The following is a 25,895-nucleotide window of genomic DNA, read 5'->3' as shown; positions in this document are numbered from 1 at the left end:
GATCAAGGAATGGCCGACTTCACCCCCGCCCCCGCCACCGGGCGCCAGTTCTCGCTCGACCTCACCGCCGAGGGACGCACCCTGCACGCCGTCGTGACGGAGGTGGCCGCAGCGCTGCGCCACCTCTCGGTCGACGGAGTGGAGATCACCGCCTCCTACCCGGAGAGCACCGTCCCGCCGTTCGGCTCGGGCATCGTCCTGATGCCCTGGCCCAACCGCGTCAAGGACGGGCGCTGGCACCACCGCGGCGAGACGCTCCAGCTCGCGATCACCGAGCCGAAGTACCACAACGCCATCCACGGCCTCCTGGTGAGCACCCCGTACCGCCTCGTCGACCAGGGCCTGTCCTTCGTCGAGCTGGCCGCGCCGGTCGTGCCGCAGGCGGGCTACCCGTTCCACCTCGAGACCTCGGTCCGCTACGAGCTGCAGGCCGACGGGCTGAAGGTCGTCCACCGCGTCGTCAACGTCGGAGCCGACGAGGCGCCCGTCGCCATCGGCACGCACCCCTTCCTCGCCATCGGCGACGTCCCGACCGACGAGCTCGAGATCACCGTCGACGCGGCGGTGCACATCGAGGTCGACGAGCGCCTCAACCCCACCGTGCAGAACCCGGTCGAGGGCACCGAGTGGGACCTCCGCTCCGGCCGCCGCATCGGCGACCTCGAGCTCGACGACGCCTGGGCCGACGTCCGGATGGTCGACGGCGAGAGCGTGCACGGCCTCCGCGCCGCGGACGGCCGCCGCGTGCTCCTCTGGGCCGACGCCTCGCACAACTTCATCCAGGTCTTCATCACCCGGATCTTCCCCGACGGCGACGACGTGAAGACCGCGATCGCCGTGGAGCCGATGACCGCTCCCGCCGAGGCGTTCAACAGCGGGCAGGGCCTGCGCTGGCTCGAGCCGGGCGAGGAGTGGACCGTCGCGTGGGGCATCCGCCACGAGGGGTTCCCCACCGCGTCATGACCACCCTCGCGGCGGTCGGGCGCGACGACGAGGCCAAGCGCGTCGCTCTCGTCCGGATGAAGCGGCTCGCCACGGGCCTGCTCGTGGTGATGGCCGTCGTCTTCGCCGTGTCGTTCGCCCTGCAGGAGCGCTACCCGTGGCTGCAGTGGGTCCGGGCCGCGAGCGAGGGCGGGATGGTCGGCGCGCTCGCCGACTGGTTCGCCGTGACAGCGCTGTTCCGTCGGCCGCTGGGCCTGCCGATCCCGCACACCGCGATCATCCCGACCAAGAAGGACGAGATCGGCGCGAGCCTCGCGCAGTTCGTCGAGGAGAACTTCCTCCGCGGCGCCATTGTGCGCGAGAAGCTCGACTCCTTCGGGATCGCCCGGCGGGCGGGGCTGTGGCTCGCCGAGCCGGAGAACGCGCACCGGGTCGGCGGCGAGAGTGCCGCGGCCGTCCGCTCGGCGATCGCCCTGCTGGACGACTCCGACGTGCAGCGCGTGATCGAGGCGCTGGCGCGGCGCCACCTCCTCGACCCGCAGTGGGGCCCGCCGCTGGGCTCGCTGGTGGGCAGCGTGGTCGAGGCGGGCCACCACCGGCGCCTCGTGGACACGCTGGTGGAGCAGGCGGAGGCGTGGCTGACCGCGAACCCGCAGAGCTTCACCCGCATGGTCAGCGGCCGCCTGCCGAGCTGGCTGCCCTCCGCGGTCAGCCGAGCGGTGGACGAGCGGCTGTACCGCGAGGCGCTCGTCTTCGTCGCCGCGGTGCGCGAGGACCAGGTGCACCCGTTCCGGATCGCGATCGACGGCTACCTCGCCACGCTGGCGCAGGATCTGGGCACCGACCCCGACCTGATCGCCCGGGTCGAGGAGATCAAGAACCGCGCCTTCGACAGCCCGCGCGTCCGCGAGCTCGCCGGGGACGCCTGGGAGGCGACGAAGGCCTCCCTCCTCGGCGCGATGGACGACCCGTCGAGCCCCCTCCGCGGCAGCATCGAGTCGATCGTGGTCGATCTGGGCCGCCGGCTCTCGACCGACGCCGGTCTCGCGGCGACCGTCGACTCCTGGATCGGATCGGTAGCGGCCAACCTGGTCGACCGCTACCGCACCGACATCGCCAGCATCATCGGCGACACCATCCACCGCTGGGACCCGCGCGAGACGTCCGAGAAGCTCGAGCTGCAGGTCGGGAAGGACCTCCAGTTCATCCGGATCAACGGCACCGTCGTGGGCTCCCTGGCCGGGCTGGTCATCTTCACCGTCGCGCACGCGCTGCTCGGCTCGTGAAGCGGGGCGCCCGGGCCCGCTCCGCAAGCCCTCGTCGGCGTCGGTGGTCGGGCGTACGGTCGCACCATGAGCGATGACAACACCACCGATCCCGATGTCAAGACCGAGGGCGACGTCCTCGGCGCCCGTGCCGACGACGGCAGCGACACCAGCGCCAGCAAGGACCCGTCCGACTGGGTCACCGGCGATGAGCCGATGACCGGCCCGCAGCGCAGCTACCTCGACACCCTCGCGCGCGAGGCGGGCGAGACCCTGCCCGCCGACCTCACCAAGGCCCAGGCCTCCGAGCACATCGACCGCCTGCAGTCCTCCACGGGCCGTGGCGACGGCAGCAACGGGCACGACTGATCCCGCCGGGGCGCCCCGGGGCTGAGCATCAGTCCCCGTCGGCGCCCCCGTCCGGGGCGCGCACACCGCGCCCCGGCGTCCCTAGGGTTCCGTCATGGCGATCTCCCGCACCACGCGCAACGCCCTCGACCTCATCGACGCGATCCGGATCCCCGGCCGCATCGATCCCCGTCTGGCCCGGCAGGTGACCCTGTCCCTCCGCCAGCTCCTCGAATCCGGAGCCTTCGGCCCGAGCGAGCGGCTCCTCCGCCGCCGCGCGAGGAGGCTCCGCTCCCGCACCCGCGAAGCGGCCGCGTTCCGGCAGACGCGCTCGGCCGGCTGCACCGTCCAGCCCTGAGTCCGCTGAACGGAGCCGCTCCGCTGTGACCGGCGACGGGACAGACACCGTTCGCGCGGTCGTCTAGAGTTCCTGGCATCCGGTCCGCCGGATGCCCGCCGCAGTCTCCCGGCCGGTCGACAACGGAGTCGTCCCGGTGCGGGTCATCCCCCCGTTCGCGCGTCGAACGCCCCGCTGGTTCCAGCACCCCGCTCCCTCCTCGAGAAGGGACTCCCGCGATGACGACTCGCGTCTCGCACACCGCGACGACCGTCCGCCTCGTCCGCTGGTACCGGATCGACTCCGACTGGCTCTCGGATGTCGTCACCGGCCGCCTGCTCGAGCACCAAGACGGCCGCTGGCGCCTGCTCGTCGGCGAGAAGGTCCGCGACTACCCGGACGAGGTGTGGTCGCTCTGCCACGAGTGACGCCGTCGCGGAGCACCGCGGCCCGGACGAGCCGTCAGAGGTAGAGGTAGTACGTCTTCGCGCAGTCCGTCGGGCAGAACGGGTCACGGCGGCGGGCCGGCCGGACGCGGCACGCCTCGCACAGCCGAGGCCGGCGCAGGAGGACGCGGAGGACGGTCAGCACCTCTGCACGGTAGTGCGGCGACCTGGCTGCGCCCTGGCACTGTCCGGAAAGCGCGACCAGGCGGTCGTGTGGTGGGCCCCGTCGGGCTCGAACCGACGACCCGCGGATTAGGCGTACGGGTCTATCAGGGGTTAGTTCGGGCTAGCGCAAGCTGCCAAATGGGCAGGTCAAGGGCAGTTTCGGATCGCAGCGTCTAGCGATGATTGTCGCTCTATGTGCGGAGATAGTTCGGAGTAATGGAGGCCCCCTTGCTCGAGGGCTGTTCCATCTGCCGGTACTGACGGCATCAGTTCCGGCAGATCCTCGAGCGTCGTCGCCGAGACGCCCGTAGGGTCCGGGCATGAATGATGCGCTGCACCCTGATCCTGGAACCGCCGTCGTGATCGACGCTGTCCATCGCAGCGGCCGATCGCATGCATGGGTAGCTCGCCGCATCGGTATCTCTGAGGGGACGATGCACCGCAAGATGACGTGCAAGTCGCCAGTTACGGTGGTCGAGGCGATGCGGATGATGCAGGCCGTCGGGACGACGTTCGTGGCCGAGCTGCGCCACGCGGGGGTTTAGGTCAGCGCCTCGAGCTTCGAGAGCTTCGTTGCCCGCTCTGTCCGGGCACCTCGTGGCTGTAAAGGTACCGACCGGTATCAGGGTTGGTCATCACCTTCCCGTCGCGCCAGGCGAGCAACCAGGGCGCCTCGTCGCCGACGTTGCGGAACGCCTGTTCGTAGACGGACACTTCGCGCGGCCGGGCGGGATGGTTCGGGTCGTAGCGGGTTCCCATGGACGAAGTGTGCATATCACCACCGACACCATCCGAAGGCCGCCGGGGCACACGGACCACTTCAGGAAGCACGTCTCTTCAGATCGACCAACACTCGAGCAACGTCGCAACCGCCCGCACTCGATTGCGACGGCCCCCAGCGCCACGTCTGCGCTACGCATGGCGCGCACGAAGAACGCCACGGCCCCACGGCTCCTAGACACGCCGAGCAACGAATATCATCCGCCCAAGGCGACAACTTGATCACTACGGAGTGCTCAACTACCAGTGCCACAAATCGATGATGACGAACGTTCGCCCTACAGCGCGGCCTAAGCGCAATCCAGCGCGAAATGGCGCGATCGAGGCCGGGCTAGCGCGCAGGCGCCAGTCCGCCGCCTCGACGGCGTAGAGCACGCGCACTGTCCTCAAGCTCGGCGGAACTATAGTCGGTGAAGCTGTCACCCGTCGGCCCCGAGATGTGGTCGAGTACGGTACCGCGGGCTCGGAGGCGCTCAAGGAAGCTGTAACCGCCCCAGGTTCGCTCCACGCGCTCAGGACGGTCCGCGTGCCCGTCGCCGATGGCTTCCGAGTCCGGCTGCGACGCTGCACCGGACTTGCGGTTATGATGTTTGCTCAACTCGAGTCCTTCTCCGTTGATGCGGTGAGCGTGTGCTCAAGAAGCACTCTACGCCCCCAGCTGGCGGCTGACGCTATGAATGTGATAGCTGCCAGGCAGGCAAGGCTGATCCACATCCTCGTGGGATCGAAGTCTGGGCTGATGACCTTTGAGTTCTGAACGATTGCAAGCACGACGCCTCCTAGGGCCAAGAAAGCAACAACTGTCGGAACCAGGCGCGAGATCAGGACGGGGTGCCGTGACTCTTTGTTGACGTCAAAACCTGAGAGCGCGGCGACAGCGATGGGCACGGCAAGCAGGAGACCGATGAGCGGCGAGTCATCTACCGGCCCGGTCTTCGGCGTGATCCCTAGCCGGTGCCGGATCGCAATCGCACCGAGAACGACCAGGGCGGCAAGTGCGGCGAGGGTCGGCGCGGCGAGAGATCCTGGAGATCGTTCTAGGAACGTGGCGGTGAAGTAGAGAGCAGTCTGTTGGGAATTGTGCTTGATGTACACGTGTGCTCGACGCTGGCCCAACCTTGGCTGTACCGCCGCCTTGAGAGCATTTACGTCCTTCTTGTCATCGCCAATGAGCTCTTGTTGCGCGAGAAAGGTTCCGATCGGGCCTTCAACTGAAAGGTGATAACTTGGGGTTTGCCGCGCGTTCTCAATCTCAAAGTAGATGACGTCGGGGCGCACCCCGAAAAACATTCGGACCTGTTCGAGGGCGCGCTTGAAAGTTTTAGTGAGCGTCTCGAGAAAGCGTTGAGCGTTCGAAGCGAAGGGCGGATTGCTCAATACCGATCGAACATATCGGCGCTCCAGCCGTAACCGCATCACGTGCGGCCAAGGCTGGCCCTCGACATCTGATGGGCGAATTCCCACGCAGAGAGGCTGAGTGGCGGCAAGCCTCCGTAGTACTGCGAGGAATAGTCCCAGCTCACGGGTCGGTCCACGACGCTTAGCAATGCGCCAGGAGGGCGGCTTCCAAGACTGAGCCGCTTTACTCTTTAGGTCCGCCTCTAGCGCGGCAAGTACGTTGGGCTCCGGCGCGTGCGGCATCCGCAGCATGCTCGAGACTCGGTCTTCTAGCGATTCCTGTGCCGGTTCTGAGGTTCGAACGTACTCGCGAAAGAAGCTTTGCGAGAACATGAGGGCGAGGCCGCGAAGAACCGCCAGTTCGAAAAGGGCGACATCCTCTCCAGTGAGAGTTGAGACCCGTTTGTCGTCATGCCCGTGAACGCGAAGCCCGTCGACAACTTGCCCCTTAGGAGTAAGCTGGAGCGGAACGATAAAATTTGTCGAAGAGTCAGCTGAGCCGTCTACGGACTTTCCCGGGGACGCGATGCGAGTGCTAAAGGTGGAGGAGACAAGCGTCGATCTGTGGCTGAGGCGGATGGTCTCTGAGATGCGCAAGTAGCGTGTTGTTGGATGTACTACGCAGTCGACAAAAAGCGTCAGTTGCTTCGGTCCCAGCTTTCCGAAGCCCGCTGCAGACACAAACTCGTCTAGGACCCTCGCGTCCGGCGCATAAATTTCAGCGGGACTACGCAGAGGAATCTGGTCTCGCGTCATGACTGAGTGGGAGTAGTGCAAGTAGGCTGCACCGTTAGTCAGCATCACGACGAGGTTCGCGATGAACCACTCCCAAGTGACATCGCCCCACAGTCTCAGCGCGCATGCGAGCAGGAAGAGCGTGCTCAGCACGAACATGATCATATGCGCAGCACGTGCTTCGTTGATCGCCGTCCGGTCCACCATCGCGCCATGCTAGCGGTATCGAGACTCGCCGTCCCGGTTCGCGACCAGCGCGGGGCGAGCCTTCGTTGCCTCATGCCAGCAGGACGACGCGAAGAAGCCGCGACCCTGGTGACCTGGCCAGACCTTCACCTCTGGCTTCCTCTTCACGCTAGAGAGCACGTGCCGCCCATTAGGTACCGCGACGAGGAGAACTTCGAAACTTCAGGAGGAGCGCTTAGACAGAATTTCGGTGACTGCGGCGAGCAGTTGTTGCGCGCTCGAGTCGTCATCCGTCTTTCCCGAATCCGGGGGCGACCCGAGGACGCGCCTCGCGAATGCTTCGTAAACTCGCGCCTTCGACTCCGCGTCATCTATTGGGCTGACGAAGGCAAGAAAAGACCGCAACTGCACGGTGATTCCTTCCGCCCATACTGCAGCTTGCCTGTGGTGAGTGGCCTGCCTCGCTAGGTAGGCTGAGAGAGCGGAAAGAGCGGAAAGAAAAGCGACATGATAGATTGTCTCACTCCAAGCAAAATTCCCCGACTCTTGCCTTGGGCTGACATAGCCGTAAACAACTAGAGCCACTGCCGCGAGAACCACAATAGACAAGATCACAACTGTTGCGATCCGGAAGCGGCCGGCTGTTCGCCGCTCCTCGAAAGCATACTTCTCGAATGCTGATTGTAACTCGCTGGTTCCTTGCTCCCCTGCAGAACGGGCGGCGTCGGCTGCCGCGCGGCTCGCTCGAACACTCGCTGCCTTCGACTCATCGAGCAGAGCATCTAGTTCCGCAACTGATCGCTGAAGTTCATCCCCAGTAAGGATTCGGATTTCAGCGGAGCGAATCCGCTTGAAGATTCGTCTGATCGCTTGCGTCCACTCCCACTCCGCAGAGGACGGCACGTGAGCTTCGTCTCTCGCGGCCGAGAACGAGGAATTCGATAACTCGAGTATGAATTCAAGTGCGTCGAGAGCCCGTTGCATCTCGCCAAGGAAAGTCGGTCTTGACGCTTCTTGCGCAAGACTCTGCAGATTTACGGACCCGCGATCAAGGGCTCGAAGTACGGCATCTCGGTCAATATTGACGAATGGGCTATGGGATGGGTCGGCCAGTAGCTGGAAGGCGTCCAAGTAAATAGAGGCCAGATTAAGGACCTCGTCAAAATTTGGACCACCAGAGACTGATGCAATTTGCCTTTCCCAACTTTTTCGAAGTTCGTACAGCTCTTTGCTACTGATGGGGTTCTCGTCGTTGACAGTCACTTTGCGAGACTAGTACTGGTCGACGCTCCTTCGTGAGCGAGTGCGAACCTTCATGGAGCGAGCAGCGACGAACCGGTTCGACAGGGACCGCGCACCCAGCTGACCTTGGCGAGGGCTCGGGACGATCGCGTCGCCGCCCGAGTTGATGCCTCTCTGTATATGGCGCGGCCGAGTTAGGCGACGCGCAGGACGAGGACGGGCGGCGTCCTCGTGAAGGCGCGCCCCACATGTCAGTTGATACCGTTGACGCGCAGCGCGCGCCACGACCGGCGTTGGGCGTCATGATTGCGGCGGTAGAACTTCGTGCGGATCAGGACCTCAAGGTCACCCGGTGCTCGTCTTGCCACCCTTCGACTGAGTACCGGTCGGGCGTCGGCTCGTCCTGTTGCGCGCGAGCGATCGCAGCGTCCGCGTCGTCGGGGCTGGCGAAGATGCCGAGGACGGTCGGCGCTTCGTCCCATGGGCGGCGTGTCGTCACGAGGTAGTGCTCGGAGCTGGTCATGGCTCCATCGTCTAGCGCCCGTTAGGCGTCGTGGCTGGACGGCGTGAACTGTGGCGCTGGTGGCGCGCTCGAAGCCCACAACGACAGAAAGCCCCCGCGGTCCGCAGCGAGATGCTGCGAGCCGCGGGGGCTCAGTGGTCGCGCTAGTTGGCGTAAAGCGCGAGGGCCTGGCTGAGCTTGCGCTGAATGTCTTTCGCGACACGAGTCGGGTCGTAGCTGTAGAACGGGCCGTTGAGGTTCACCACCGGCGCGATGGTTCTGCCGCCATAGACGTTGTTGGTCGTGTACTGCGATGGCATCGGGGCGAGCGTCCGAACGTCGATCCCGTCGCCTCCGCGGCCAAACGCTCCGAGGCGCTCACCTGCCGCCTCCCAGATTGCGAGGTTGCGGCGCTCTTGGCCGGGCTTGCCGGAGATGTACGCCTCCCAGCGTGTTTCCGGCTCCGCGAACTTGTGGATCGCCCCCTGACGGCCGGCGTAGATCCCGGGCGCGAACCCGCCGTTGGCGAAGGCGAGCGCGTTATTGGCGGCTGCGACTGCGCCATTCGCGTAGGCGAAAAGGTTGCCGTTCGCGGAGCCGGCCGAGCTGCGCGCGTCCGAGAACGCGGCGCCGTTGGGGCTGTTGGTCACGACGGTGACGGACGTTGTGCGGTTGCGGGTGAGGTACGCGAGATCCGCCTCCGCCTTGTCGACGCCCGTAAGCCCGACCGCCGTGCTGACGTCGTCAGGGATGAGCCCGAGGTTGTCTGCGTAGTCGTCCGCGGCCTGCCCGGTGATGCCGAATTGTGCGAGCTGCGCGATCAGCTCCTCCCGGCCGCGCTGCACAGCCGCGCGCGCGTCTTCCTCGCTGCCGGTTCGCTTCAGTGTGGCCGAGGCGACTCCGAGCGCCGAGGAGGCGATCGCGTCGAGGGCAGCCTGGTTGGATCGGCCGGCCTCGGTGCTCACGTCGAGCGACGTGCCGTTCTCCTGAACAGACGCGGTTGCGGCGTCGAGAGCGGCCTCGAACTCACGCGTCGACGAGTTCACGTCGAGCTGCGCGGAGCCGAACCCGCGGATTGCATCTGCGAGCGCGTCGAGGTCGGTCTTGGCCGACTGCGCCTTACCCGACAGGCCTTCCAGCTTCTCAGTGTTCGCCTCGGTCGCCGCGGCCGTGTCCTCCTGCGCCGTAGCGGTCCCCTGCAGGGCCTCCTGGTAGCCGGGAAGCAGTTCGTCCATGAGCTTCTGCGTCGGGATTCCCTGCGCTTCTGCCGCGTCAGCGATGGTCCGGAACTGTCGCGCTGCCTCGTCGGCCGCACCACCCTCGACAAGAGCCTTGAGTACCTGGTCGATCTTCTCGAACTGGTCCCGCGTGGTCTGCACGGAGTCACTGACGGGTCCGCCGAGCGCCTGGTTGATTCCCGAAGCCCACCGGTTGAATCCGTCGAGGTTCTCGTCCAGATCGTTCCCGAGGAGTCGCTTGAGCGCACCGTCGAGGTCGTCGACCGGGCCGGCTCCGTCCAGCTGCGCAAAGATCTTGTCGACGCCGTCCAGCTGCTTCATGGCGCGAGCGGTCTCCTCGAGAGAGGGCGCCGCCCGATTGCCGCTGTTGGCGATCGCGTCGAGGACGACAGCAACGGTGGTGAGCCCAGCGATCAGCCCGAGGCCCTTCGCCGCGCCAGTTGCGAACTTCGCGGTTCGGGGCATCTCCTCGTTCAGCACGGCGAGGCTGCGGCGCATCTCTCCGACGCGCGTAGCGCCGATCAGGAGCGTGCCGCCGAGGAGCGAGAATCCGCCGACCGTGCCGGTGGCCGCGAGTCCCGCCGAGAGCACGGGGGCGGGGAGCTGCCCGAAGAAGTCGACGGCATCGGTCGCGTGCTGCACCATCTCTCGCAGCACCTCGTTAGCGCCCGAGCCCGCCTTGATGAGCCCGGTGTCGATCGCGCCCTGCAGGTACTCGAGGTCTCCGGAGAGGTTGTCGAGGTTGGTGGCGGCGGTGATCGCCGCGTAGCCGGCGTCGTTGACCTTCGATGTCCAGTCCGTGATGCCGTCCGCCCCGTTGGAGTAGAGGACGTTTGCGGCACGGACCGCATCGTTGCCGAAGATCGTTGCCAGAGCTGCGTTGCGCTGCTCGTCAGTGAGACCGCCGAGCTTGCTCTCGAGCTGCCCTGCGATGTCAGAGAACGACAGCATGTTGCCCGAAGAGTCGTAGACGGACAGTCCGTACTGCTCCATCACCCCCCGCGCCTTCTCAGAGGGGTTCTGCAGCGCGAGGATCGCGGTCTTGAGGGAAGTACCCGCATCCGAACCAACCAAACCCGCAGCCGCGAATGCCGCGAGCGTCCCGGTGGTCTCCTCGATCGAGAACCCGGCCTGCGAGGCGACGAGTCCGCCCTGGTTAAGCGCCTGCGACAGATCCTCGACGGACCCCTGAGCCTTGCCGGCGCCCGCGGCGAGCAGGTCCGCGATGTGGGGTACCTCCGACCCCTTCAGGTTGAACTGGGTCATTGCGGTCGCTGCGATCTCTGCAGCGTCAGCAACGTCCAGCGAGCCTGCGGACGCGAGCGACAGCGCACCCATCAGGCCTCCGCCGAGGATGTCCTTGGTCGAGACGCCAGCCTTCGCGAGCTCGTTGATCGCGCCTGCCGCCTCGGTGGCGGAGAACACGGTTTCCGCGCCGGCCTCGAGAGCCGCATCCCGCAGGAGCCCCATGTTCGCCGTGGACTCGTGAGTCGAAGCCGCGACGCCCGACATCGCCTTGTCGAACTCGGCGAACTTGGCGATCGCGAGTCCCACCGCGGCGATAGCGACGACACCGACACCGATCGCGGCGGTGCCAAGCTGGTTCATGGCTTCGCGCTGCTCCGCGAGCTTGTCGACGCCGTCCCTGGTGGTCTCGCGCATCTTGCGCTGCATCTTGTCGAGGCCCTGGATGTACTGAGTCGCCTGCAAAATCGCAGTGACCTTTACCTGCCTATCGACCATTTTGGTTTCCTTTCGGGTATGAAAACGCCCCATCTGCATTCACAGATGGGGCTTTGGTTATGGGGAGAGGTCAGTTTGACCTATTTATTCGTTTCTCGCGTATGCGAGCTAGTCGAGCTGGTCCCTGGAATACCTCGCTGAGAACCTCGGCCATCAGGGCAAGGATCTCTTCAGCATCGAGGGAATCCGGAGCGGAATCAATGTCGCCATGCGCCATATCATTTCCCATGAAGCGAACCTCATGAGCCTGCTCTGCGATTGCCGGTCGAATAAGTCCACCATCTCGCATCGCGTTGATCTTCGAAGCGAGCGTGCCGGAAGATATTCCTTGACTCTTGGCGCACGCCTCAACGACCGTGCGAGCCATCAGGATTGCAGCCATTGCATTATTCACGCTGGCGCTCGAATAGGCTTCACGGGCCGCCCGTGCAATGTGCTCCGGTACATCACGAACTTCGGGCGAAACGCCAACTTTCGGCCACCAATCGAGGGAGGACGAGTACTCTTCGGCCGTCTGGTTGATGGTGTCCAAATGCGTGTTGTTTGGGTAGCCACTTTGGACATAAGACGAAGCGGACGACACTTCGTGACAGTAGTCACACGTGGCAGCAATCCGAAGTCGCGTACCCCTCTCGTTGATCTTCCCCCAGCGGACAGTGGCGTGCGTGCGGTTCTCGCAGAACGGGCAAAGTATCGAAGGCATGTCGCTCATTGTCGCGACACCTGAACCATCTGCGCTACACCCATCATCCGTGTCGGCGGGCGGCTCCGCCAAGACAGCCTCGCACTCGAGATCGAAGAGCACCGCCGCTCGGTCGTTGTCCGAGTTGGCGCAGACTGGGCCACCCGCGTCCATGCTCATCAAATGGACTTGCCGTACGCCTGCATCCACCGTGACTGACCGCCTGCACGGTGCGGGTTGACCGCGGCGCCGGAGTTCTCGTCAGGGAGCTTCAGCCCGCGTACGAGCTGCGAGAACGTCAAACGCTGCTGCCGGACCTCCTGCAGCAGAGGATGAGCTACCAACTGCCCCTTCGAGCCCGGCACCATCGCAGGCTGATCCTTCATCGCGTCCTGCAGCTGATCGATGAGGTCGGCCGTGCCGCACGCGGCGCGGAGCACCTCGAGCTCGTCCTGACGCAATGTGTACGTGGCGGTCACTTCCTTCCATAGCCGTTTGCCGGTCAAAGCCAGGCCTTTCGGTGCGTTTACTCTCACTTTCAATTCCTTTCGAATCGTTCAGGGGAAGCCCCAGAAACAGAAGAAGCCGCGCGAATGCACGGCACTGATGGTGCGAGGCCGGGAGAACCAGCCGGGGAGACCTAGCTGGCCAGGGATGGCTATCCGGCGGTTTTTTGTATCGACACAAAAGGGGCACCCCCACCCCCTTTCGATCAGGGTTATCGTCTCCTCAAGCTGAAGCCACGTCCACCGGATCGGTGCTAAGCGCTTGGGGCTTGATGATGCGCCCCGAGGCGGTGCGGTGGTGCTTTGTGACACCCTGCACGGTGCCGACCAGGCCGATAAGCCAGAGGGCGAACAAGACGGGGCTGCCGAACCACCACCAAGCCTGACCGATCGTGAACAGCTGCCACGTGAGCCAGCCCGACGTGGCAAGGAAGAGCAGTCCGATCACGATGCTCGGACCGTCGCGTCGCTTCTCACCGCCTGTGGCCAAGATGCTGACGTCACGGTCAATGCGCCTCTTCAGTTGGGCTTTCGAGCTGAGGTCGCTGGGCATCGCGTTGTAGATCTCGATGTCACGAAGAACGTCAGCCCTCGTGTTCCGCAGCCTGGGCGCTTGGAAGATGGCACCAACGATCAGGGCTAATCCCGCGATGACTGCAGTCCAGACGCTTTCACTCATAGCAGGAACGGTAGGGCGCGCCGGAGCCAGGTCCGCTCGACGCGCCCCAGCGTTACTCGGTCGGTACGTCGTAGCCGTCCTCGTCGATCTCCACAGCGTTGCCTGCGCCGACGAGGTGCCGGAGCGAGGACGCAGCGAGCTTGTGGCTGGTGATGACGTCGCCGGCTGCATGCCCGCCGCTGTCCTTGAGAAGTCGCACACGCACCTCGGGATTGGCCGGCTGGTCTCGCCGGTCGTGACGGGCGAGCGCGTCGAGTCCCTGGGTGAACTGCTCGCCCGTCGTGATCGGGTCGGTGACGGCCTTCACGAAGGGTGCAGCTCCTGGGATGGAGGAGATGCGGTTGCCGCCGTACACGATCTCGGTGTCGCCCCATTCGCCAGCCCCGCCGCCTCGCACGGTGACGGGGACGCCATCTATCTCGAGCCCGTCGCGCGGGATGCCGAGCTTGCGAAGGCGAGCGGCCCATTCGCGGACTGAGGTGTTGCGTGCATCGAAGGCGAGGATGACCTGCTCGAGCGCAGTATTGAGCGCGGTGATCGCTTCTGCCGCCTGGTCGGTACTGAGCGCCTCGTCCGCGAGCATCTCGTCGAGGGCGGCGCGAATGTCGGCTTCGGGTCCGCGTGCGCTGGTCTCCTGCTCGAGGGCTCGGCGTGCGGCGTTGAGTCGGGCTGCGACGAGTGCGCGTTCGTTGTCGAAGCGGGCGAGGGATGCGCCGTCGACATTGCCGGCGAGGGCGGACTGTTCGAGGTTGATCCGCTGCCGGTCGAGCTGCTCGAGCTGGCGGGTCAGGTCGTCGTGTGCGTCCTTGGCGGGGGTGGTGATGGTGAGCATGCGTGCCTCCTGGGCTAGCGGTTGAAGACGCGGGTCACGATCGCGTCGATGTCGGTGTCGGGCGGGGTTGCCCGTTCGGTGGTGTCGACCGCGCGCTGGCTGTCGGTCATGGATGCGGCGATGGTCTCCCACTGCTCTTGCGCGAGCTTTAGGGCCGGCTGTCGCGCTCCGGTAGCACCGACCTTCGCGATGAACAGCCCCGCCTGTTCGATCACGTTGGCGAAGACGGTTAGCGACTCGGACGTCGGCAGGTCGGCGTGGGCGAGGATTTGCAGGTCTGCCGCGGTGACCGGGCTGCCGTTCGCTGCCGACTCGAGCAGGAACCGCACGGGATGGTTCTTGGGCAGGTAGCGACTGGAAGTGCTCATGCCGCGTCCTCCTCGGTGGTGGCCGTCGGATACGGCGCGGGTGGCACGAGCGCGCGGAAGGTGGTGAGGAACGCGCCGAAGTTGATGAGCGCGGCCGACACCTGGAACGTGTTCGGGTGGGTGAGCGAGAACCCGGCGAAGGTGCCTGCGACGGTGGTCCCGACCGCGAGGAGGTAGTCGGCGCTCGTCTCGTCGAAGATCCGCCGCGTCTCTTTGCTCACGTTGACGCTCGAGTCCGCGCCGGCGGTGATGATGAGCTCGAACAGGCGCGTCGAGTCGCGCTGGTACTGCTCCTTGGGCATCGCGGCGAGTGTGCCGTCAGTGCCCTCCCAGAGAATCTGATCCTCGGTGTTGTCGTTCATGCTTCTTCCCTTTCGTGCTCGTGCTTGTGGTGGTGTTCGTACAACTCGGCCTGGTTCAGCGCGATGCAACGGTGTACGTCTGGAGAGACGGTCGCTCCTTCGGGCATGACGAGGAGGAGGGCGTCGGGGGTGGTGGCGAAGTAGCCACCGTGCGCGTAGATCTCCGCGAGTGCTACGGCGAGTGGGAGCGTCATGGCGTCTCCTGCTGGTGATGAGGGGTTGGGAAGAGGCTCACGATCGCGGGCGGTCCCTCGAAGGCGTCAGCCAAGGTGTCGAAGGCGTCGGGCCTCAGGGTGGTGACACCTTTGACGCCTTCGGTGACACCTTCGTGGTCGAGTTGCCAGACCCAGCCGGACCCGAACGCAGACTTCACGCTCTGGATCTTCGGGTTCCTGCAGCGTCTGCGGGCGTTCTTCATCTCGGATTCGTTGAAGCCAGCTCCTCGACCGGCCTTGATGACGTCGGCCGCGTTCGCCTCCTGCGCTTCGGTGCTCCGGATGTAGTCGAGGACGAAGGCCTGTGCAGCGTTCCGGTCGTCTTGCTCGTCCTCGCTCCCCCTGTTGATGACGTCGTGCACGGTCCTGTCGGTGATGCCGAGGTCGATGACACGAGCTACCTGAGTCAGCTCGCCGTCGTCGGTGGGGACGTCGACCGACTCGAGGCGGAACGCGAGGGATTCGCCCGCCGCGGCTGAGTAGTTCGACTTGTCCACGGAGACGATGCGATCGCCGGTCTCTTCGTCCTCGGCGAATACGAGCACGGAGCGCGCTGCGTCTCGGAAGGCGGCGGAGCCTGTCAGCTTGTCGCTCACCGAGCCCGCTCCCTTGTTGAAGTGGCTGACGATGACGATGGCGGTGCGCGTCTCCTGCGCGACGGTCGCAAGGCGGTCCATGGCCGCGCGAACGTCCTCGCGCTTGTTGAGGTCGCCGGAGACGATCGAGGAGGCGGGGTCGAGCATCACGAGTCCGGCCTTCGTGACCTCGATCGCTTCGCGCAGTCGGTCCACGTCGAGAGGCATGACCGGTGAGCTTGTTGAGGACTCGCCGCCTTCGTAGGTTGTTCGGACCTCGAAGCGGTGGACTCGCTCGAGGTCGGCGCCGGCCGCGATGAGCCGGGGAACCATGACGGCACTCCAATCGTCTTCTGGCCCGACGATCAGGGCGTCGGTCGGCGTTCGGACGTCACCGGTGAGCCGGCCGTGGGTGAGGTCTGCGATCCGGGCGAGGACCCAGGAGGATTTGCCGGCGCCTCCCCTGCCGGCGCAGACCGTGAGGGTGGAAAGCGGGATCAGGCTGGGGATGAGCCAGGGCTGCCTGAGGGACTTGATGTGCGATGCGCGCGTGAGATGGAGGGTGCGTGCGGCTTCTGTCATGCGGCTTCCTCCTTTCGGGAAGGGATTTCGGTGAGGTCGATGCGGCCGGTCATGACGTCCTGCCAGTAGTTCTCGGCGGCGGTGTCGATCCGACGAAGTTGGCGTTCGCGGGTGTCGTAAGCGGCGCGGTAGTACCTGTCTGCGTCGGCGTTCGCTCGGTCGATTTCGGCTTGACGTGAAGCGCGACCTTCGTCGTAAGCGAGTGACCAGAAGCCGGCGAGACCGGGTGCGAGTTGCTGCAGCCCGATCTCGCCAGCGATGAGGCGCCAGAGCGTCTCTTCCAGCTGTGCGTCGACGGAGTGGCCGATTAGTCGTCCGTCCGTGACGCCGCCTCCTCCGCGTCGGGGTCGTCGAGCCAGTAGTTGACGACGGGATGCTCGGACCGGTGTGCCGCCTCAAGGAGGGCTGTGGCGAGCCTCCACGCCTCGGCGGGCGATAAAGGCACCTCGAGTTCGGGGAAGGCGAGGTGAACGGCGGGCCGATCGAGGAACGCTTTGGGCCTGACGAAGACGGCCCCCGCCGCGTGACGGACGTCGACCGCGATGCTGCTCAAAGCACCGGCTCCGTGCTCGCAAGGATGACGCGCGGCGAGAACGCGTCGAGCACGTCGAGACCGACGACGCGGTAGTCACCGAGGTACTCGAACAGCATCGGGCAGTCAGAGTCTTCGTCCTGCCAGGACCAGCGGGCACCAGGCGCCGTGAACCGCTCGGCGTGGGCGTCGAGGTTGATGTGAAGCGCGACGATGCCCTCGTACTCGGTGGCAACGAGCGAGACGACGGACCCGATCCGGCCGACAATGTCCCTCGACACGTGCGAGGTCGGGATAGAGAACAGTTCTCCGGCGTTCAGCGTGTCGGCCTGACGGGCAGCGGTGGCGAGTGCGACCGAGGCAGCGAGGGCCTCGTCGCTCGACAAGGCCCTCTGCACGTTCGCCTCTACCTGCCATGTTCCGGACGTCAGGTCGTGGACGGTGTTGATATCCAAGGCGGGGTTGGGGCGAGGGAGCTCGAGCCAGCTGCGGGAGCCCTCGGTGTCCTGATCGACGGTGATCGTCACGGCCGCGGAGAGGAGGTCAGCGCGCTGGTCGACGACGAGACGACGCCAGTCTGCGAGTGCGGTCGGCTTCTGGTCGGTGGCGATGGCCGGTACAGTCATCGGAATAGCTCCTTCGGATTCGTGAGACTTTTCGGGTGGGGTGTTGCCGGTCGGGCCTGCCAGGGCTTCGACCGGCTTTTTCGTGCGGATCACGTTTGCGACCTTTCGCTCTTGACCTGGATGCGGCGCGACCTGCCGGAACGCGTCGGTACCGCCTCGCAGTGGACGAGGACCGCCTCGAGCAGGCCCGACTCGATGAGGAAGACGTCGCCAGCGGGGCCGCTGATTTTGTAGTTGCCGGGGGTCAGATTCCTGACAGCCCGATCTCCTGTCGGGTCCCGGTACGTCAGGGAGTTGAAGTCAGGCGCCCGGAGGTCGGCCTGAGACGGGGCGTGCCGGTTGCCGTCTATGCCGGCACCGCTTTCGCCTGCTGCTCTTCTATCCAGGCGTCCACGGATTCCTGCGTGAAGCGCAGCTTGGAGCCGACCTTGAACCCCTTTGGCATGTCGGCTCCGATGCTGCGCCACCGGTAGAGGGTGGCGACGCTCACCTTCAGCTGGCCAGCGACGTCGTTGACGTCCAGGAAGGTGCGTGAGGCGACGCGTTTCGTATCGGTCATGGAACTCCAATCAAAAAGTGATTTTGACAAGCAAGCGTTGATTGCGCCTAGCGACAGTTGTACGCCCTCTCGCGTTGACGCGCAAGTTCTGATCTGAAAGAATCAAAATATGATCGACGACACCGAGGTAGAACGCACCGCATGGGCCGCGTTCGAGAAGCGCGATGCGCTGAGAGTCGTGGCGCGGGTAGGGCACTTCTGCGAACTCTTCGAGGTGACCCCTGTCGAGCTGTGTCGCAGGCTCGCGCTGGTGGGATGGCCGGTGCCGGTCAACACCATGCTCGGAATCCTTCGCGGCAAACGGCGTTCGATCTCCACGAGCGAAGTGACCGCGTTCGCGGCTGCGCTTGGGGTGAGCACGCTCGTCTTACTGGCTCCCGTCGCGCCGCTCATGAGCGAGAAGGACGAGCCGGTGGAGGTGCTGCCCGGCGTCAGGGTTCATCCGGTCGACCTGGTGAACTCGAACTTTCTCGGCCTCGGCGAGCCCGTAGGGACGGTCGCGCCGCCGGACTCCGCCGCCCTGGGAAGCGGAAACGATCTCGTGCAGTTGCTCGCAAGCCTCCCGGGAATCAAGTGGAGCGTGTGGAACAAGCTGCTCACGGTGAGCGGGTTCGGAACGAGGGGGTCGCTGGCTGGCTTGTCGCCAGAGGAGATCCTGGCTGACGAATGGGTGATCAAGAGCGCGCGTCAGCTGGCGACGGCGACGGCGTTGCTCCGTGCGACCCTCGACCGAGTTCCCGAGGCTGCAACGGGCGCCCGATCTGTCGACCGCTGGACAAAACTAGCGCTGGATCTGCAGCTCGAGAGTCTCGATGAGCCGGAGCTAGTCGAAGTCGCATACAAGCTTTCGCTCGAGGCGAGTGGTGGAACCGATGGCGCGTCCTCGTAACCCTGCGGGGTCTCATGGTGTTCTGAACATCTCGGAGCTCGAGCCCGGCAAGTGGCGCGCGCGCACGCTGTACCGATTCCATGACGGCAAGCGGCGACAGGTCGAGCGAGTCCGAGAGTCGGGGCCGAAGGCTCGCCAGGCTCTGCTACTCGCGCTCACGACCATTGAGGCTCCGTCAGAGGAGGAGATCCGACGCGGTACGACCATCGCGAAGCTCGCTGAAACGTACCTTGCAGTGAAGACGGAGGCTGGGCTCAAGCCGCGGTCGATCGACACCTACAGGCACAACATCTCGAGCATCATCGTGCCTGCTATCGGGAGTCTGACCGTGGGGGAGATGACCCCGATGCGGGTCCAGAAGTTCATCACGCAGGTCACGAAGACGAACGGGCCAGGAGCGGCGAAGGGCTGTCGGTCGGCACTCTCCGGGATGCTTGCGCTCGCGGTCGTGAACGATGCCCTGCAGTCGAACCCTGTCGCGGGCATCCAGAACATTAAGAAAGCACCGGCTGGCGCTGCGGCGACGGCGCTACCACTCGATTCCGTGCCAGCCTTCGTTGCCACGATCCGAGCAGACGGCGAGATGAAGAGACTCGATCTGGTCGACCTGTGGGAGTTCATGCTCGCGACCGGATGCCGCATCGGTGAGGCGCTGGGCCTCACGTGGGATCGTGTCGACATCGCAGCGGGGACGGTTTCGATCGGCCCCAACGTGGTGCGCATCAAGGGGGTCGGCCTTCGGATTCAGGACGAGGGCAAGACGGCTGCCTCGACCCGCACCATCATCGTGCCAGCTGCGACGGTCGCCCTTCTCGAGCGCCGACAGCGGGAGGGCATCATCACCGACCTCGGGCTCGTGTTCCCCTCGATCCTCGGCAGGCTCCGTGACACGTCCAACACGGAGGCCGACTGGCGCGCGAACCGTGAGCGACTGGGCTACCCCGGGTTCAAGAGTCACGGCTTCCGCAAGACAGTGGCCACGGCGCTCAGCGCGGCCGGCATGCCGCTGAACGAGATCGCGGAGTATCTAGGTCATGAGGACCCGACCATCACCACGAACACCTACATGAGCCGCACCACGAAGACACGCAAGGCTGCGGACGCGCTCGGCCCAATGTTCGGAGTTAGTTCGGAGTGACGAACCATCAACCCGAGTCAACTGTTGCGTTGGCGGGGATGTGGTGGGCCCCGTCGGGCTCGAACCGACGACCCGCGGATTAAAAGTCCGCTGCTCTGCCAACTGAGCTAGAGGCCCGCGCGCTCCAGGGTAGCGGGCCGTCGACGCCCCCGGAGCAGGTGCGGCCCGGAGCAGGTGCGGCCCGGACCGCGGACGATCCCGGAGCGGACCGCGTCCTCGGCGCGGGCATACCCGCCCAGCCGCGGGCGTTACCCTCCTCGAACCCCCTACGGAGCGCGAGCGCGAGAGCGTCCGCGCGCACGACCGCGGAAGGCGGCCCCATGACAGACGGCTTCCACAAGCCGACCAAGTTCCCCTCCCACGTCTTCGAGGCGTTCCAGGGAGGAGAGGACCCGGCGCAGATCAGCCGTGTCGCCCACGAGACCGCGATCGCGCTGCTGAGCCGTGTCCGGAACGACCCCGACCCGGTGGTCATCGACCGCCTGGTCGAGTACACCGACCACAACGGCATCGACGCGCTCGCCGAGCTCTGGGCGCGCTCCAGCGCGGCGAGCCTGCCAGGCGCCCTCTGGCGGATCTACCTGCTGCGGCTGGTCATCCGGCAGGACCCGGAGAGCACGAGCTTCCTCTACCAGCGCGGAGTCGAGCTGTCCGCCACGATCGACCCGGTGGTCGCCGGAGCCAGCACTCCCACGGGGCCGGCCGAGATCACCGAGCTGGCCGACCGGATCCTCCGCGGCGTCTTCGACGGCGACTTCGCGGTGGCACTGGACCGCGCCGCGGCGTTCTGCCGCGTGAGCGCCTCCGGAGCCGTCTCGGTCGCCGACGACGTGGAGCCGGTGAACCCCGCCCGGGCGAGCGAGCTGACCACCCGCGCCCTGCGCCTCTCGACCACCGCGGCCGAGCTCGTGAGCTGCGCGCGGCTGTGGCGGAGCGACTCCCTGGAGTGACGCGCAACCCGCGTTCACCCACTGCGAACGCCGCTCGCCGCCACCGCGGAGGCCTTTGGTAGACTGGCGGAAGCCGGATCGCAGTAACCCCGGGCTCCACTTATAGCCGCTTCGAGCGGCCTCGCGCCGAGAGGCGTTCCTGCGGTCCGGCCCCTTCTCTGCTCGCATCGAGGCCACGGTGCGCGAGGCGAGGGCCCAGGAGGAGTCGATCCTCGCCCGAGTCCCCACAGACAGGCGCCAGCGGAATGAAGAACAGCAGAGCTCTCCGGATCGGCGCGCGCGTCTGGGCGGGGACGGGGCTGCTGGTCGTCGCCGCCCTCTACCTCCTCGCCGCGCCGAGCGTCGACGACGCGGAGGGCGCCCAGTTCGCCGCGGGGGTCTCGCTCTCGCAGGGCACGGTGATGCGCGTCCTCGCGGTCCTCGACGTGCTCGCCGGGCTCTGGGTCCTCATCCGCCCGCGCAGCTATCCGGGCATCACCGCTGCGGCGGTGGCCGTGATCTCGCTCTGGCTGGCCCCCCGGCTGGGCGACCCCGCGCTCGTGCCGATCGGCACGTTGGCGCTGGATGTCCGATTCGTGACGCATCCGATCGAGGTGTCGGTCGTCGTTGCAGGCCTGGCCGTGACAGCCTTCTGGATGACGCGGAATCTTTCAGCCCGGGCGCGGGCGAGGCGGGGCTGATGACGGACGACACCACAGCGGAGGCGGCTGTCCTCCTCGAGCGCATCGCCGGGGGAGAGCAGGCCGCGTTCGCCGCGCTCTACGACCAGATGGCCGGCCGGGTCCTCGGCCTGATCATCCGCGTCCTCGTCGACCGCTCCCAGTCCGAGGAGGTGGCCCAGGAGGTCTTCCTCGAGATCTGGCAAACCGCTGGGCGTTTCGCTCCGAATAAAGGAAGCGCGACGACCTGGATCCTCACGATGGCACACCGCAGGGCCATCGACAGGGTCCGCGCGGCTCAAGCCGGCCGTGATCGGGACATGCGCATCGGAATCCGAGACCTCGGACGCGACTACGACCAGGTCTCCGAGCAGGCGGAGGTGTCCCTCGAGCACGAGAAGGTCGCGGCCGCCATGGGCCGCCTGACGGAACTGCAGCGGCAGGCGCTGCAGCTCGCTTACTACGGCGGATACTCGCACAGCGAGATCGCGGGGATCCTGCAGTGCCCCGTGGGAACCGTCAAGACACGCCTGCGTGACGGAATGATCAGACTTCGAGAAGAGATGGGGGTGGCCCTGTGAACGATGTGCGACTCCCCGACGGGATGGACGACCCGCGCGATCTCGCGGCGGGTCACGCACTGGGCATCCTGACGCCCGAGGAGCAGGAGCGCTTCGAGCGCTTCCTCTCCGAGCACCCGGAGGCGCGCGGCGAGGCCGACGCGTTCGCTGAGGTGGCGGAGGCGCTGGTCGCCGACGCACCCGCCGTGGAGCCCTCGCCGGGCTTCAAGGCCGACCTGATGGCGCTCATCGCCACCACTCCGCAGCTGCCGCTGGAGGAGCCCGACGAGGACCACGAGGCGCCCGCCGCGCCCCGTCTGGTCCCCGTCGCCTCCGAGGGCGAGCGGAGCGGTCCGACGGCTCGCCGGGACGGTGGCGGCAGCGCCGCGAACCGCGCCCGGAGCCGCTGGTTCGCCCGCCCCGCGGTCTACCTCTCGGCGGCCGCGGCCGCCGCGGTGATCGTGGTCGGCGGAGTGACCCTTCCGCCGCTGCTCTCGTCCGGCCCCGGCCAGACGCAGCAGCAGACGGCTCTGGAGCAGATCCGCAGCGCCCCCGACGCGCAGGAGACGACCGGCACGGTCGCCACCGGCGAGCAGGCGACGCTGGTCTGGTCGAGCTCGCTCGGCCGCTCCGCCCTCGTGGTGGACGACCTGGCGCCGCTGCCGGAGGACAAGACCTACGAGCTCTGGTACATCGGCTCGTCCGGTCCGGTCGCCGCAGGGACGTTCGATGGGGGAGAGGGCAGCACCGTGGCCCCGCTCGAGGGGAGCCTGACCGAGGGCGGAGTCGTCGCCGTGACGGTCGAGGACGCCGGCGGCTCGCCGACTCCGACCACCGATCCGATACTGGCGATCGACATCGCCTGACGGCCCGAGCACGAGAAGAGCCGCACTCCCATGACGGAGTGCGGCTCTTCTCGTTCCCGGAGGGAACGCGGTGGAACGAGAGCGAGCCGCGACCCCGGAGGGACGCGGCTCGCTCTCGTCTGGGGCGGATCAGCCGAAGCGGCCCGAGACGTAGTCCTCGGTCGCCTGGACGGACGGCCGCGAGAACATCGTCGCGGTGTCGTCGTACTCGATGAGCTTGCCCGGCTTGCCGGTGCCCGCGATGTTGAAGAACGCGGTGCGGTCCGAGACGCGCGAGGCCTGCTGCATGTTGTGGGTCACGATGACGATCGTGTAGTCGTTCTTGAGCTCCTCGATGAGGTCCTCGATCGCGAGGGTCGAGATCGGGTCGAGGGCGGAGCAGGGCTCGTCCATCAGGAGGACGTCGGGGGAGACGGCGATCGCGCGGGCGATGCACAGACGCTGCTGCTGGCCGCCGGAGAGACCGGAGCCCGGCTTGTCGAGGCGGTCCTTCACCTCGTTCCAGAGGTTCGCGCCCTGGAGCGAGCGCTCGACGAGCGCGTCCGCGTCCGACTTCGAGATGCGGCGGTTGTTGAGCTTCACGCCGGCCAGCACGTTGTCCCGGATGGACATCGTCGGGAACGGGTTGGGGCGCTGGAAGACCATGCCCACCTGCCGGCGGACCTGCACCGGGTCGACGCCCGGGCCGTACAGGTTGTTGCCGTCGATCAGGACCTCGCCCTCGACGTGCGCGCCGGGGATGACCTCGTGCATGCGGTTGAGCGTGCGGAGGAAGGTCGACTTGCCGCAGCCGGACGGGCCGATGAAGGCGGTGACCGTGCGGGGCTCGATGGCGAGCGAGACGCCCTCCACCGCGAGGAACTGGCTGTAGTAGACGTTGAGGTCGTTGACCTCGATGCGCTTGGACATTGCTTCCTTCGGGGATTCCGGCCGGAGCCGAGTGGTGGGTGTCAGCGGCCGAGCTTGGGGGCGAAGATCTTCGCGATCAGGCGGGCGACCAGGTTCAGCGCCATGACGATCAGGATGAGGGCCAGCGCGCCGGTCCAGGCCCGGTTGAGGAACGCCTCGGCGTCGGGGCCCTGGTTCGCGTACTGCGTGTAGACGAAGACCGGGAGGGTCATCATCCGCTCGCTGAAGAGGTCGTAGTTCATCGACGCGGTGAAGCCGGCGACGATGAGCAGCGGGGCGGTCTCGCCGATGACGCGGGCGATCGCGAGGGTGATGCCCGTCGTGATGCCGGCGATGGAGGTCGGCAGCACGATCTTGACGATGGTCAGCCACTTCGGCACGCCCAGGGCGTAGGACGCCTCGCGCAGCTCGTTCGGGACCAGCTTCAGCATCTCCTCCGACGAGCGGACGACTACGGGGATCATCAGCACGGCGAGGGCGATCGAGCCGGCGAAGCCCATCCGGACGCCGGGGCCGAGGAGCAGCGCGAAGAGCGCGTACGCGAACAGGCCCGCGACGATGGAGGGGATGCCCGTCATCACGTCGACGAAGAAGGTGATCGCCCGGGCGAGGTGGCCGCGGCCGTACTCGACGAGGTAGATCGAGGTGAGCAGGCCGATCGGCACCGAGATCAGCGCGGCCATGGCCGTGATCTCGAGCGTGCCGATGATCGCGTGGAGGGCGCCGCCGCCCGCGTCGATGACGTTGCGCATGGACGAGGAGAAGAAGAGCGGATCGAACCGCGCGACTCCGTTGGAGACGACCGTGTAGAGCAGGGAGATCAGCGGGAGCAGCGCGATGATGAACGCGGTCGCGACCAGCGAGGTCACGAGGCGGTCGACAGCCTTGCGGCCGCCCTCGACCAGGCGCGAGACCACGTAGATGGCGACGTCGAAGAGGACGGTGCCCCAGAAGATCGCGCCGACGAGGCTGAAGTCGTTCATCATGCCGGCCGCCTGGAGGATCAGGAAGACGGCGGCGAACACGACCCAGCTGCCGACGAGCAGCATCCAGGGGGTGCCCTTGGGCAGCTTGCCCGCCTGCAGCGAGAAGGGCATCGACGAGGTGGCGGCGGACATCAGTTGGCTCCCGAGAAGGCCTTGCGGCGGTTGACGATGAACCGCGCGACCGAGTTCACGACGAGGGTGATGACGAAGAGGATGAGGCCCGAGGCGACGAGGACGTTGACGCCGACTCCGCTCGCCTCCGGGAACTGCAGCGCGATGTTCGCGGCGATGGTGTTCGAGTTCTGCGAGGTGAGCAGGAGGAAGGAGACGACCGTCGCGGGCGAGAGCACCATCGCGACGGCGAGCGTCTCGCCGAGGGCCCGGCCGAGGCCGAGCATGGCGGCCGAGACGATGCCCGGGGCGCCGAAGGGCAGGACGGCCATGCGGATCATCTCCCAGCGGGTCGCGCCGAGCGCGAGCGCCGCCTCCTCGTGCAGGCGCGGGGCCTGGAGGAAGATCTCGCGGCAGACCGCGGTGATGATCGGGATGACCATGACGGCCAGCACCACCGAGGCGGTGAGGATCGTCTTGCCGGTGCCCGACGCCTGGCCGCCGAAGAGCGGGAACCAGCCGATGTTCACGTTGAGGAAGAGGTAGAAGGGCTGCACCATCGGCGCCAGCACGGTCGCGCCCCAGAGGCCGAAGACCACCGAGGGGACGGCGGCGAGGAGGTCGACCACGTAGCCGAGGGCCATCGCGATGCGGCGCGGCGCGTAGTGCGAGATGAAGAGGGCGATCGCGATCGAGAGCGGCAGGGCGATCACCAGGGCGATCACCGCCGACCAGACCGTGCCGAACACCAGCGGGCCGACGTAGGCCCAGAAGCTCGTCGCGTCGCCGGGGAGGCTGCCGGCCGGCGCGGTGAACGCGGGGATCGACTGCGCGATGAGGAAGATCGCGACGGCGGCGAGGACGAGGAGGATGAGGGAGCCGGCGGCGACGGTCGAGATCGAGAAGACCCGATCTCCGACACGCACCTTCGCCTTCGGGCGGACGACGGTCTCAGTTGCCATTCCAGGGGACTCTCTTCAGA

At 66.4% G+C, this 25,895-nt stretch carries 32 protein-coding genes and 1 tRNA gene; 12 read left to right on the top strand and 21 right to left on the bottom strand.

What is annotated here, in order from left to right:
* The first annotated feature begins 9 nt into the window (after positions 1 to 9).
* The 5 genes from C5C37_RS12415 to C5C37_RS12395 all read left to right on the top strand — a co-directional run bounded on the left by C5C37_RS12415 (position 10) and on the right by C5C37_RS12395 (position 3,320).
* Positions 10 to 963: an aldose 1-epimerase family protein gene (locus C5C37_RS12415; RefSeq protein WP_104327972.1), complete on the top strand. Its 954-nt coding sequence runs from the start codon at positions 10 to 12 to the stop codon at positions 961 to 963.
* Positions 960 to 2,228 carry a DUF445 domain-containing protein gene (locus C5C37_RS12410; RefSeq protein ID WP_104224715.1) on the top strand — a complete coding sequence of 423 codons (1,269 nt, stop codon included), beginning with the start codon at positions 960 to 962 and terminating at the stop codon, positions 2,226 to 2,228. Before C5C37_RS12415 ends, C5C37_RS12410 begins: the two co-directional genes overlap by 4 nt.
* Before the next feature lie 66 nt (positions 2,229 to 2,294).
* Positions 2,295 to 2,576 (top strand): DUF3072 domain-containing protein, encoded by a 282-nt coding sequence (locus tag C5C37_RS12405; protein WP_104224714.1) that lies wholly within the window; start codon positions 2,295 to 2,297, stop codon positions 2,574 to 2,576.
* 94 nt (positions 2,577 to 2,670) lie between these two features.
* Complete coding sequence (locus C5C37_RS12400; protein WP_104224713.1) at positions 2,671 to 2,913, top strand: hypothetical protein; 243 nt, start codon at positions 2,671 to 2,673, stop codon at positions 2,911 to 2,913.
* A 218-nt stretch (positions 2,914 to 3,131) separates the two neighbouring features.
* Positions 3,132 to 3,320 carry a hypothetical protein gene (locus tag C5C37_RS12395; RefSeq protein WP_104339009.1) on the top strand — a complete coding sequence of 63 codons (189 nt, stop codon included), beginning with the start codon at positions 3,132 to 3,134 and terminating at the stop codon, positions 3,318 to 3,320.
* 34 nt (positions 3,321 to 3,354) lie between these two features.
* On the opposite strand, the gene C5C37_RS17920 is transcribed toward C5C37_RS12395, so the two are convergent.
* Positions 3,355 to 3,483 carry a hypothetical protein gene (locus tag C5C37_RS17920; RefSeq protein WP_258074130.1) on the bottom strand — a complete coding sequence of 43 codons (129 nt, stop codon included), beginning with the start codon at positions 3,481 to 3,483 and terminating at the stop codon, positions 3,355 to 3,357.
* A gap of 340 nt (positions 3,484 to 3,823) precedes the next feature.
* Between C5C37_RS17920 and C5C37_RS17180 the strand changes: the two genes are divergently transcribed.
* Positions 3,824 to 4,048, top strand: coding sequence for a helix-turn-helix domain-containing protein (locus C5C37_RS17180; protein ID WP_146085228.1), 225 nt, complete (start codon positions 3,824 to 3,826; stop codon positions 4,046 to 4,048).
* 1 nt (position 4,049) lies between these two features.
* Here the strand turns inward: C5C37_RS17180 and C5C37_RS17175 are convergent, their stop codons facing one another.
* The 16 genes from C5C37_RS17175 to C5C37_RS12325 form a co-directional block, all read right to left on the bottom strand.
* Positions 4,050 to 4,262 carry a hypothetical protein gene (locus C5C37_RS17175; RefSeq protein ID WP_146084807.1) on the bottom strand — a complete coding sequence of 71 codons (213 nt, stop codon included), beginning with the start codon at positions 4,260 to 4,262 and terminating at the stop codon, positions 4,050 to 4,052.
* Between the two features lie 615 nt (positions 4,263 to 4,877).
* A complete protein-coding gene (locus C5C37_RS17170; protein WP_146085227.1) occupies positions 4,878 to 6,623 on the bottom strand; it encodes a hypothetical protein in 1,746 nt (581 codons plus the stop codon).
* 201 nt (positions 6,624 to 6,824) lie between these two features.
* Positions 6,825 to 7,865, bottom strand: coding sequence for a hypothetical protein (locus tag C5C37_RS17165; protein WP_146085226.1), 1,041 nt, complete (start codon positions 7,863 to 7,865; stop codon positions 6,825 to 6,827).
* 310 nt (positions 7,866 to 8,175) lie between these two features.
* Positions 8,176 to 8,367, bottom strand: a complete 192-nt coding sequence (locus tag C5C37_RS12385; protein WP_104339007.1) for a hypothetical protein — start codon at positions 8,365 to 8,367, stop codon at positions 8,176 to 8,178.
* Between the two features lie 143 nt (positions 8,368 to 8,510).
* Entirely contained in the window at positions 8,511 to 11,327 is a 2,817-nt protein-coding gene (locus C5C37_RS12380; protein WP_181127416.1) for a phage tail tape measure protein, read from the bottom strand.
* 70 nt (positions 11,328 to 11,397) lie between these two features.
* Complete coding sequence (locus C5C37_RS17570) at positions 11,398 to 11,910, bottom strand: DUF4145 domain-containing protein (protein ID WP_181127415.1); 513 nt, start codon at positions 11,908 to 11,910, stop codon at positions 11,398 to 11,400.
* A 278-nt stretch (positions 11,911 to 12,188) separates the two neighbouring features.
* Entirely contained in the window at positions 12,189 to 12,545 is a 357-nt protein-coding gene (locus C5C37_RS12370) for a hypothetical protein (RefSeq protein WP_146085225.1), read from the bottom strand.
* A 193-nt stretch (positions 12,546 to 12,738) separates the two neighbouring features.
* Complete coding sequence (locus C5C37_RS12365; RefSeq protein WP_104339003.1) at positions 12,739 to 13,194, bottom strand: hypothetical protein; 456 nt, start codon at positions 13,192 to 13,194, stop codon at positions 12,739 to 12,741.
* A gap of 52 nt (positions 13,195 to 13,246) precedes the next feature.
* On the bottom strand, positions 13,247 to 14,026 hold the full coding sequence (locus tag C5C37_RS12360) for a hypothetical protein (protein ID WP_104339002.1): 780 nt from the start codon (positions 14,024 to 14,026) through the stop codon (positions 13,247 to 13,249).
* 14 nt (positions 14,027 to 14,040) lie between these two features.
* Entirely contained in the window at positions 14,041 to 14,394 is a 354-nt protein-coding gene (locus C5C37_RS12355; RefSeq protein WP_104339001.1) for a hypothetical protein, read from the bottom strand.
* Positions 14,391 to 14,756, bottom strand: a complete 366-nt coding sequence (locus C5C37_RS12350) for a hypothetical protein (RefSeq protein ID WP_104339000.1) — start codon at positions 14,754 to 14,756, stop codon at positions 14,391 to 14,393. The genes C5C37_RS12355 and C5C37_RS12350 overlap by 4 nt, the downstream gene beginning before the upstream one ends.
* Positions 14,753 to 14,950 carry a hypothetical protein gene (locus C5C37_RS12345; RefSeq protein ID WP_104338999.1) on the bottom strand — a complete coding sequence of 66 codons (198 nt, stop codon included), beginning with the start codon at positions 14,948 to 14,950 and terminating at the stop codon, positions 14,753 to 14,755. The genes C5C37_RS12350 and C5C37_RS12345 overlap by 4 nt, the downstream gene beginning before the upstream one ends.
* Positions 14,947 to 16,128, bottom strand: coding sequence for an AAA family ATPase (locus C5C37_RS12340; RefSeq protein WP_104338998.1), 1,182 nt, complete (start codon positions 16,126 to 16,128; stop codon positions 14,947 to 14,949). Before C5C37_RS12340 ends, C5C37_RS12345 begins: the two co-directional genes overlap by 4 nt.
* A gap of 307 nt (positions 16,129 to 16,435) precedes the next feature.
* On the bottom strand, positions 16,436 to 16,681 hold the full coding sequence (locus C5C37_RS12335; RefSeq protein ID WP_104338997.1) for a hypothetical protein: 246 nt from the start codon (positions 16,679 to 16,681) through the stop codon (positions 16,436 to 16,438).
* Positions 16,678 to 17,379, bottom strand: a complete 702-nt coding sequence (locus tag C5C37_RS12330; protein ID WP_146085224.1) for a hypothetical protein — start codon at positions 17,377 to 17,379, stop codon at positions 16,678 to 16,680. The genes C5C37_RS12335 and C5C37_RS12330 overlap by 4 nt, the downstream gene beginning before the upstream one ends.
* Before the next feature lie 253 nt (positions 17,380 to 17,632).
* On the bottom strand, positions 17,633 to 17,845 hold the full coding sequence (locus C5C37_RS12325; RefSeq protein ID WP_104338995.1) for an AlpA family transcriptional regulator: 213 nt from the start codon (positions 17,843 to 17,845) through the stop codon (positions 17,633 to 17,635).
* 109 nt (positions 17,846 to 17,954) lie between these two features.
* On the opposite strand from C5C37_RS12325, the gene C5C37_RS12320 reads away from it, so the two are divergent.
* Entirely contained in the window at positions 17,955 to 18,734 is a 780-nt protein-coding gene (locus C5C37_RS12320) for a hypothetical protein (RefSeq protein WP_104338994.1), read from the top strand.
* A complete protein-coding gene (gene xerC, locus C5C37_RS12315; protein ID WP_146085223.1) occupies positions 18,706 to 19,872 on the top strand; it encodes a tyrosine recombinase XerC in 1,167 nt (388 codons plus the stop codon). Before C5C37_RS12320 ends, xerC begins: the two co-directional genes overlap by 29 nt.
* Before the next feature lie 41 nt (positions 19,873 to 19,913).
* Here xerC and C5C37_RS12310 read toward each other — a convergent pair.
* Positions 19,914 to 19,989, bottom strand: a tRNA-Lys gene (locus tag C5C37_RS12310).
* 203 nt (positions 19,990 to 20,192) lie between these two features.
* Between C5C37_RS12310 and C5C37_RS12305 the strand changes: the two genes are divergently transcribed.
* The 4 genes from C5C37_RS12305 to C5C37_RS12290 all read left to right on the top strand — a co-directional run bounded on the left by C5C37_RS12305 (position 20,193) and on the right by C5C37_RS12290 (position 22,907).
* Positions 20,193 to 20,822, top strand: coding sequence for a DNA-directed RNA polymerase subunit beta (locus C5C37_RS12305; RefSeq protein ID WP_104227273.1), 630 nt, complete (start codon positions 20,193 to 20,195; stop codon positions 20,820 to 20,822).
* Between the two features lie 245 nt (positions 20,823 to 21,067).
* Positions 21,068 to 21,502, top strand: coding sequence for a hypothetical protein (locus tag C5C37_RS12300; RefSeq protein WP_104227272.1), 435 nt, complete (start codon positions 21,068 to 21,070; stop codon positions 21,500 to 21,502).
* Entirely contained in the window at positions 21,502 to 22,062 is a 561-nt protein-coding gene (gene sigK / locus C5C37_RS12295) for an ECF RNA polymerase sigma factor SigK (RefSeq protein ID WP_104224709.1), read from the top strand. Before C5C37_RS12300 ends, sigK begins: the two co-directional genes overlap by 1 nt.
* Positions 22,059 to 22,907 (top strand): anti-sigma factor domain-containing protein, encoded by an 849-nt coding sequence (locus C5C37_RS12290; RefSeq protein ID WP_146085222.1) that lies wholly within the window; start codon positions 22,059 to 22,061, stop codon positions 22,905 to 22,907. Before sigK ends, C5C37_RS12290 begins: the two co-directional genes overlap by 4 nt.
* A 129-nt stretch (positions 22,908 to 23,036) precedes the next feature.
* Here the strand turns inward: C5C37_RS12290 and pstB are convergent, their stop codons facing one another.
* From pstB to pstC, 3 genes are read right to left on the bottom strand one after another with little or no spacing between them, the layout of a single operon-like run.
* Positions 23,037 to 23,816, bottom strand: a complete 780-nt coding sequence (pstB, locus tag C5C37_RS12285) for a phosphate ABC transporter ATP-binding protein PstB (RefSeq protein ID WP_104224707.1) — start codon at positions 23,814 to 23,816, stop codon at positions 23,037 to 23,039.
* Positions 23,817 to 23,857: 41 nt separating this feature from the next.
* Positions 23,858 to 24,934 (bottom strand): phosphate ABC transporter permease PstA, encoded by a 1,077-nt coding sequence (gene pstA / locus C5C37_RS12280; RefSeq protein WP_104224706.1) that lies wholly within the window; start codon positions 24,932 to 24,934, stop codon positions 23,858 to 23,860.
* Positions 24,934 to 25,875 carry a phosphate ABC transporter permease subunit PstC gene (pstC, locus tag C5C37_RS12275; protein ID WP_104227270.1) on the bottom strand — a complete coding sequence of 314 codons (942 nt, stop codon included), beginning with the start codon at positions 25,873 to 25,875 and terminating at the stop codon, positions 24,934 to 24,936. The genes pstA and pstC overlap by 1 nt, the downstream gene beginning before the upstream one ends.
* Between the last annotated feature and the right edge of the window lie 20 nt (positions 25,876 to 25,895).

It is taken from the genome of Rathayibacter sp. AY1F9, assembly GCF_002932155.1.
Lineage (GTDB): Bacteria > Actinomycetota > Actinomycetes > Actinomycetales > Microbacteriaceae > Rathayibacter.
This window is presented reverse-complemented; position numbering and strand designations above follow the sequence as displayed.

What these genes read in the sequence shown, in the direction of transcription:
- C5C37_RS12415 (WP_104327972.1), top strand. Translation starts at nt 10, where the DNA reads ATGGCCGACTTCACCCCCGCCCCCGCCACCGGGCGCCAGTTCTCGCTC.
- C5C37_RS12410 (WP_104224715.1), top strand. Translation starts at nt 960, where the DNA reads ATGACCACCCTCGCGGCGGTCGGGCGCGACGACGAGGCCAAGCGCGTC.
- C5C37_RS12405 (WP_104224714.1), top strand. Translation starts at nt 2,295, where the DNA reads ATGAGCGATGACAACACCACCGATCCCGATGTCAAGACCGAGGGCGAC.
- C5C37_RS12400 (WP_104224713.1), top strand. Translation starts at nt 2,671, where the DNA reads ATGGCGATCTCCCGCACCACGCGCAACGCCCTCGACCTCATCGACGCG.
- C5C37_RS12395 (WP_104339009.1), top strand. Translation starts at nt 3,132, where the DNA reads ATGACGACTCGCGTCTCGCACACCGCGACGACCGTCCGCCTCGTCCGC.
- C5C37_RS17180 (WP_146085228.1), top strand. Translation starts at nt 3,824, where the DNA reads ATGAATGATGCGCTGCACCCTGATCCTGGAACCGCCGTCGTGATCGAC.
- C5C37_RS17175 (WP_146084807.1), bottom strand. Translation starts at nt 4,262, where the DNA reads ATGGGAACCCGCTACGACCCGAACCATCCCGCCCGGCCGCGCGAAGTG.
- C5C37_RS17170 (WP_146085227.1), bottom strand. Translation starts at nt 6,623, where the DNA reads ATGGTGGACCGGACGGCGATCAACGAAGCACGTGCTGCGCATATGATC.
- C5C37_RS12385 (WP_104339007.1), bottom strand. Translation starts at nt 8,367, where the DNA reads ATGACCAGCTCCGAGCACTACCTCGTGACGACACGCCGCCCATGGGAC.
- C5C37_RS12380 (WP_181127416.1), bottom strand. Translation starts at nt 11,327, where the DNA reads ATGGTCGATAGGCAGGTAAAGGTCACTGCGATTTTGCAGGCGACTCAG.
- C5C37_RS12365 (WP_104339003.1), bottom strand. Translation starts at nt 13,194, where the DNA reads ATGAGTGAAAGCGTCTGGACTGCAGTCATCGCGGGATTAGCCCTGATC.
- C5C37_RS12360 (WP_104339002.1), bottom strand. Translation starts at nt 14,026, where the DNA reads ATGCTCACCATCACCACCCCCGCCAAGGACGCACACGACGACCTGACC.
- C5C37_RS12355 (WP_104339001.1), bottom strand. Translation starts at nt 14,394, where the DNA reads ATGAGCACTTCCAGTCGCTACCTGCCCAAGAACCATCCCGTGCGGTTC.
- C5C37_RS12350 (WP_104339000.1), bottom strand. Translation starts at nt 14,756, where the DNA reads ATGAACGACAACACCGAGGATCAGATTCTCTGGGAGGGCACTGACGGC.
- C5C37_RS12345 (WP_104338999.1), bottom strand. Translation starts at nt 14,950, where the DNA reads ATGACGCTCCCACTCGCCGTAGCACTCGCGGAGATCTACGCGCACGGT.
- C5C37_RS12340 (WP_104338998.1), bottom strand. Translation starts at nt 16,128, where the DNA reads ATGACAGAAGCCGCACGCACCCTCCATCTCACGCGCGCATCGCACATC.
- C5C37_RS12325 (WP_104338995.1), bottom strand. Translation starts at nt 17,845, where the DNA reads ATGACCGATACGAAACGCGTCGCCTCACGCACCTTCCTGGACGTCAAC.
- C5C37_RS12320 (WP_104338994.1), top strand. Translation starts at nt 17,955, where the DNA reads ATGATCGACGACACCGAGGTAGAACGCACCGCATGGGCCGCGTTCGAG.
- C5C37_RS12305 (WP_104227273.1), top strand. Translation starts at nt 20,193, where the DNA reads ATGACAGACGGCTTCCACAAGCCGACCAAGTTCCCCTCCCACGTCTTC.
- C5C37_RS12300 (WP_104227272.1), top strand. Translation starts at nt 21,068, where the DNA reads ATGAAGAACAGCAGAGCTCTCCGGATCGGCGCGCGCGTCTGGGCGGGG.
- sigK (WP_104224709.1), top strand. Translation starts at nt 21,502, where the DNA reads ATGACGGACGACACCACAGCGGAGGCGGCTGTCCTCCTCGAGCGCATC.
- pstB (WP_104224707.1), bottom strand. Translation starts at nt 23,816, where the DNA reads ATGTCCAAGCGCATCGAGGTCAACGACCTCAACGTCTACTACAGCCAG.
- pstA (WP_104224706.1), bottom strand. Translation starts at nt 24,934, where the DNA reads ATGTCCGCCGCCACCTCGTCGATGCCCTTCTCGCTGCAGGCGGGCAAG.
- pstC (WP_104227270.1), bottom strand. Translation starts at nt 25,875, where the DNA reads ATGGCAACTGAGACCGTCGTCCGCCCGAAGGCGAAGGTGCGTGTCGGA.